Here is a 5987-nt window from a genome sequence, read left to right on the forward strand (position 1 = left end):
CCGGCGGTTCCCTGCCGTTGGCGGCGGTGCTGACCACCGATGAGGTCTACAGCGCTTTCTACGACGACTACCCGACCCTGCGCGCCTTCCTGCACTCCCACAGCTACACCGGCAATCCGCTGGCGTGCGCGGCGGCATTGGCGACGCTGGATATCTTCGAAGAAGACAACGTCATCGAGAACAACAAGGCCCTGGCCCAACGCATGGCCTCCTCCACCGCGCACCTGGTCGATCACCCGAACGTTGCCGAAGTGCGCCAGACCGGCATGGTGCTGGCCATCGAAATGGTCAAGGACAAGGCCAGCAAGACCGCTTACCCGTGGCAGGAACGTCGCGGTTTGAGGGTGTTCCAGCATGCGCTGGAGCGTGGTGCCTTGCTGCGGCCGCTGGGCAGCGTGGTGTATTTCCTGCCGCCGTACGTGATTACCCCGGAGCAGATCGATTTTCTGGCCGAGGTGGCCAGTGAAGGCATCGACATTGCTACCCGCGACAGCATCAGCGTGGCGGTGCCGAAGGACTTTCATCCGGGTTACCGTGATCCGGGCTAAGTGATCCCCTTGAGCTTTTGTGGTATCTGGGCCGCCGCCTTCGCGAGCAAGCCCGCTCCCACAATTGACCGCGTTTACCCTGTGGGAGCGGGCTTGCTCGCGAATGAAGTCGACACCGATTCAGATAATTAACACCTTTCCAGAGACCCAAGATGAGACTGTCCCGCTTCTTTATCGACGCCCCCTTGAGCACCGGCGAGCACGAGCTTCCCGAGGCCCAGGCCCATTACATCAGCCGCGTGCTGCGCATGGCCGAGGGTGATGCGGTGCAATTGTTCGACGGCTCGGGCCATGAGTTTCGCGGCACGCTGGCGGAAGTCGGCAAGAAGCGCGTCGTGGTGCAAATCGATGAAAGCTTCGCCGGGCAAGTCGAGTCGTCGCTTGCGGTCCATCTCGGCCAGGGCTTGTCCCGTGGCGAGCGGATGGACTGGGCGATTCAGAAAGCCACCGAATTGGGCGTCAGCGAAATCACCCCGATCTTCACCGACCGCTGCGAAGTCCGCCTCAAGGACGAGCGCGCCGACAAACGCCTGATGCACTGGCGTCAGGTGGCGATCAGCGCTTGCGAGCAGTGCGGGCGCTCCTCGGTGCCGGTGATTCATCCACCGCTGCTGTTGGCCGACTGGTTGAAGCAGACGCAGGCCGAATTGAAGCTGGTGCTGCACCCGATGGCCGAGCCGCTGGTGAGCCATGCGAAACCGGCGACGCTGGCGTTTCTGATCGGCCCGGAAGGCGGGTTGTCCGACGCTGAAGTCGAACAGGCCAAGGCTGGTGGCTTTCACGCCGCCCGCCTCGGCCCTCGAGTATTGCGTACCGAAACCGCGCCGGTGGTGGCGTTGGCGGTGGCGCAACAACTTTGGGGCGACTTCTAGGGCCTCTTCGCGAGCAAGCCCGCTCCCACATTTGATCTCTGAACGACACAGATCAAGTGTGGGAGCGGGCTTGCTCGCGAAGGCCGGCGACGCGATCTACAAGACACAAAACAGAATCTGATCGTTCAGGAACTATTGCACCGGATCACTCACCGGTTTCGCAATGATCGCTTTCAACTCGCTGGTCATCGGAAACTCAAGGTTCAAACCTTTAGGCGGAATCGGCTGCTGGAACCAGCGATTGTAGATGCCATTGATTTCCCCTGAGCTATACAAATCGGCAAGCGTCGTGTTCACCAACTCGAGAAATTGCGGATCGCCCTTGCGCACCATGCAGCTGTAGATTTCCCGCGATTGCTCCTCGCCCACCACGACCCACTTATGCGGATCGCGAGCCTTGGCCCGTTCACCGTAGAGCAGCGCATCGTCCATGTAGAACGCCGCTGCCCGCCCCGACTGCAGCATCTGGAATGCTTCGCCATGGTCCTTGGCGCTGATCACGAACATGTCGATCTTGTGATCGACGTTGTAGCTCTTCAGAAACCGCTCGTTGGTGGTGCCGGCGGTGGTCACGACGTTCTTGCCGCGCAGGTCGGCGAAGCTTTTGATGCCGCTGTCCTTCGCCGTGAGCAACTGCCCCTTCACGTAGATGAATCCATAGGAAAACGCCACTTGCTGCATACGCTCGGCGGTCACGCCGGTGGAGCCGCATTCAAGGTCGACCGTGCCGTTTTGCACCAGTGGAATACGCGTTTGCGAGGTCACCAGGTTGTACTTCACCTGCAAATCCGGCAGCTCGAGTTTTTGCTTGATGCGCTCGACAATCTTGCTCGCCAGGTCCACCGAATAGCCCATCGGCTGCCCCGTGTGATCACCCACGTAAGAAAACGGCACCGACGCATCGCGATAGCCCAGCGTGATGCTCTTGGCATTGGCGACCTTGTTCAGCGTGCCGGTCAGTGGCGCTTCATTGGCCTGGACCTGGCTGCCGAGCAGCAGGCCGAGGGTGCAGCCGATCAACGTGATTTTTTGCATTGTTATTCTCCGTTGTGGGTAAGGCGATTAGCGGCGGGCGGCGATCACGGTGATTTCCACCAGGACCTCTGGACGGGCCAGTTGCGCCTGCAACGTGGTGCGGGTCGGTGCCTTGTCCGGCGACAGCCATTGTGACCAGACCTCGTTCATGGCGGCGAAGTCGCGGCCAATGTCGCTCAGGTAAATGGTCGCGTTGAGCAAGTGATCCTTGTCGCTGCCAGCCTCGGCCAGCAATTCATCGATCTTCGCCAGCACTTCGGCGGTTTGGCCGGTGACGTCGGTGCTGTCACCCGGAACCTGTCCCGAGAGAAACACCAGATCGCCAAAGGTCACCGCGCCAGAGAGTCGGCTGTTGCTGTTGATACGCTTGATGCTCATCGGTTTTTCCTTTTCAAGTCAGGCGACGCGGGGGGCGAGGCCCTGCATTTCGATCGAGGGTGTGCGCCGGGCAATCAACTCACTCAGCAGCCGAGCGCTACCGCAGGCCAAAGTAAAACCCAAGGCACCATGGCCGAGGTTGAGCCAGAGGTTGCGGTATGCCGTGGCGCCAATCAACGGCACGCCGCTGGGAGTGGCCGGGCGCATGCCGGCCCATTCGATGGCGGCGTCGTAATCGCCAGCATTGGGCAATGTTTCCTGCGCCTGGCGTTTGATCAGCGCCAGACGCTTGGGGTCGAGTGCCGGGTCGAAACCGACAATGTCGACCATCGCCGCCACCCGCAGTTGTGCGCCGATGCGGGCGTAAACGATCTTGCGGTTGTAATCGGTGATGCTCAGCTCCGGCGCGCGGTGTTCGGCGCGGATCGGCATGGTCAGGCTGTAACCCTTGAGCGGGTACAGCGGCAGGTTCATGCCCGGCAACGCCAGCGCCGGGCTGCGATGACCGGCAGCGATCACCAATTGCTCAACCGGCAATACCTGCGCGCCCATTTCGACGGCTTGCACCGCGCCGTCCCCGTGGCGAATGCCGGTGACCGTGCGCCCCGGCAAAAACTCGCAACGCCCCGACGCCTTGAGCCGGGCCACCAGTTGCAGGCAGAAAGCATGGCAATCAGCGACTTCTTCATCGGGCGTGTAGATCGCGCCCACGAATGGCGCCTCGGCGAGTGCCGGCTCCAGCTGTGCGCACTCGGTCCGGGACAATACCTGTTGCTGTCGCGGATCAGCCAGCCCTTGGCGCGCACGCTCGAAACTCGCGGCTTCACGAAACGTCACCAGTTTGCCGTTGCGCCGCCAGTCGAAACCGTCGAGGCGGTCTTCGTCGCGCCAGCCTTGCAGCGTGGCCTGGCTCAGCAGCGCCAGGCGCAGCAGGTGTGCGCCGTTGCGCTGATTCACCGAACGCCGGCAGGCCGCCAGAAAGGACGCCATCCAGCGCCATTGCGCCGGGTCCAGGCGCGGGCGCAGCTTCAACGGCGAGTCACCGCGCAACATCCATCCCAGCGCCTGCAACGGTACGCCGGCATCGGCCAGTGGCGCGACATAACGGTAGGACAACTGGCCGCCGTTGGCGAAACTGGTCTCGCTGGCAAACGAATCCCGCGCCTCGATCAGCGTCACGTCGATGCCGTCGCGAACCAGTGCGTAAGCCGTTGTCAGCCCGATGACGCCGCCACCGATGATGCAAACCCGCTGAGCCATGTCAGTCCTTAAGCGTTGTTGAAACGTGCCCTCAGCTTAGGACCAGGTGACAGACGTTGAACAATGCATAAAGATGCCTGAGCCATAAACAAAGGTTATGGACTTGCCATGCGACTGCGACACATCGAAATTTTCCAGGCCATTCGCCAAACCGGTTCGGTCAGTGGCGCCGCCCAGTTGCTGCACGTGTCGCAGCCAGCGGTGAGCAAAGTGCTGCAACACGCCGAACAGCAACTGGGCTTTGCGTTGTTCCTGCGGGTGCGCGGTAAATTGCAGCCGACGCCCGAAGCCCTGGAGCTTGAGCGCGAGGTCGACAAGGTCACCGAAAGCCTGCAAGGCGTGCGACGCCTGGCCCAGAGCCTGCGCCGCGAGCCGGGCCACAGTGTACGGATCGGCGCGATCCCGGCGCTGGCCTTGTCGCTGCTGCCGCCGGCGATCAACGAATGGACGCAACGCTACCCGCAAATCGCCTGCGAACTGTCCAGCGCCCACAGCCGCGAGCTGATGCAAAACTTGTTGATGCGCGAAGTGGATGTCGCCCTGACGTTGCAACTGCCCGATCATCCAGGCCTGAAGGCGCAGGCTCTAGCCTGCGGGATGCTGGTGGCGCTGGCGCCGAAGGGCTTTTGGCCCGACGACACTCACGGTAAACCGCTGCCGTTGATCGAACTGGCCGGTGCGCCGCTGATCGGCTTGTCCAGCGCCGACCCGCTGGCCGCCAGACTCGACAGCTACCTTGAAGCGGTCAATCCGCCGCCAAAGGTACGCATCGCGGTGCAGACCTATTCGCTGGCGCGGGCGATGGTTGAATCCGGCGCCGGGTTGGCGGTAATCGACCCGTTCACCGCGCTCGGCGCGTCCCCCGCCACCACGGCGATTCGCCCCCTGGCGCCGGCGCTACCGATCACCTTGTACGCAGTGACCCGCGCCGACGAGCCACCGCCGCACACCTTGAGCGACTTGTTGCAGGTGTTCAGCCGACGGGCGCAGGCGCAATTGGATCACCTGTGTCCCTGTGGGAGCGGGCTTGCTCGCGAAAGCGGTGGATCAGTCAGCGATGATGTCGACTGACCTGACGCTTTCGCGAGCAAGCCCGCTCCCACAGGTTTTGCAGATAGCTGCAATGCGATCTACAAGACATAAAACAGAATCGCCACAAAGTGCAGGACGCTTCCGGCAATCACAAACAAATGCCAGACCCCATGGGCATGGCGCAGGCGATGGTCGAGGGCAAAAAAGATAATCCCCACGGTGTACAACACCCCGCCCGACGCCAGCCAGGTAAAGCCGACCGGCCCCAGCGCCGCCAGTAATGGCTTGACCGCCACCAACACGATCCAGCCCATCACCGCGTAAATCACGATCGACAGAATCCGCGCTTCCGAGCGCGGTTTTATTTCTTGCAGGATGCCGATCAGCGCCAGCCCCCAGACAATCCCGAACAGCGTCCAGCCCCACGGCCCGCGCAGGGTCACCAGGCAGAACGGTGTGTAACTGCCGGCAATCAGCAGGTAGATCGAAAAGTGATCGACCTTCTGCATGATCGCTTTCTTGCGCCCGCGCACGCTGTGATACACGGTCGAGGCGCTGTAGAGCACCAGCAAGGTGAACGCGTAAATCGCCACGCTGACGATCTTCCACGGACTGCCATCCATACTGGCGATCACCAACAGCCACACGCCGCCGACAAACGCCGCCACCGCCCCGACCAGATGCGTCCAGGCGTTCAATCTTTCCCCGTGATACATGCGTTGCTCACCTCAAAATTCATTAACACAAAGCCCCTGCAGGACCGGTGTAGGAGCTGTGTAGGAGCTGTCGAGTGAAACGAGGCTGCGATCTTTTGATCTTGATTCTAGGCGCCCCCAAAGGTGCCAAAGATCAAAAGATCGCA

7 protein-coding genes are annotated in these 5987 nt (G+C 61.8%); 3 read left to right on the forward strand and 4 right to left on the reverse strand.

Annotated elements, in window-relative coordinates; genetic code table 11:
• Together PMI36_RS05755 and PMI36_RS05750 are read left to right on the forward strand one after the other, a co-directional pair.
• Positions 1-548, forward strand: a 548-nt coding sequence (locus PMI36_RS05755; protein WP_008074753.1) for an aminotransferase class III-fold pyridoxal phosphate-dependent enzyme, incomplete at its 5' end; no start/stop codon positions are given.
• Between the two features lie 152 nt (positions 549-700).
• The gene (locus PMI36_RS05750) at positions 701-1420 is read left to right on the forward strand and encodes a 16S rRNA (uracil(1498)-N(3))-methyltransferase (RefSeq protein WP_008074754.1); all 720 of its coding nucleotides are present in this window, start codon (positions 701-703) and stop codon (positions 1418-1420) included.
• Positions 1421-1552: 132 nt separating this feature from the next.
• On the opposite strand, the gene PMI36_RS05745 is transcribed toward PMI36_RS05750, so the two are convergent.
• From PMI36_RS05745 to PMI36_RS05735, 3 genes are read right to left on the reverse strand one after another with little or no spacing between them, the layout of a single operon-like run.
• The gene (locus PMI36_RS05745) at positions 1553-2455 is read right to left on the reverse strand and encodes a transporter substrate-binding domain-containing protein (protein ID WP_008074755.1); all 903 of its coding nucleotides are present in this window, start codon (positions 2453-2455) and stop codon (positions 1553-1555) included.
• Between the two features lie 27 nt (positions 2456-2482).
• Positions 2483-2833, reverse strand: a complete 351-nt coding sequence (locus PMI36_RS05740; RefSeq protein WP_008074756.1) for a RidA family protein — start codon at positions 2831-2833, stop codon at positions 2483-2485.
• A gap of 18 nt (positions 2834-2851) precedes the next feature.
• Positions 2852-4093 carry a D-amino acid dehydrogenase gene (locus PMI36_RS05735; RefSeq protein WP_008074757.1) on the reverse strand — a complete coding sequence of 414 codons (1242 nt, stop codon included), beginning with the start codon at positions 4091-4093 and terminating at the stop codon, positions 2852-2854.
• 108 nt (positions 4094-4201) lie between these two features.
• Here PMI36_RS05735 and PMI36_RS05730 point away from each other — a divergent pair, with 108 nt between their 5' ends.
• Positions 4202-5164, forward strand: coding sequence for a LysR family transcriptional regulator (locus tag PMI36_RS05730; RefSeq protein WP_008074758.1), 963 nt, complete (start codon positions 4202-4204; stop codon positions 5162-5164).
• A 59-nt stretch (positions 5165-5223) separates the two neighbouring features.
• On the opposite strand, the gene trhA is transcribed toward PMI36_RS05730, so the two are convergent.
• Complete coding sequence (gene trhA, locus PMI36_RS05725; RefSeq protein WP_007897999.1) at positions 5224-5841, reverse strand: PAQR family membrane homeostasis protein TrhA; 618 nt, start codon at positions 5839-5841, stop codon at positions 5224-5226.
• Positions 5842-5987 lie beyond the last annotated feature (146 nt).

It is taken from the genome of Pseudomonas sp. GM79 (assembly GCF_000282495.1).
Lineage (GTDB): Bacteria > Pseudomonadota > Gammaproteobacteria > Pseudomonadales > Pseudomonadaceae > Aquipseudomonas.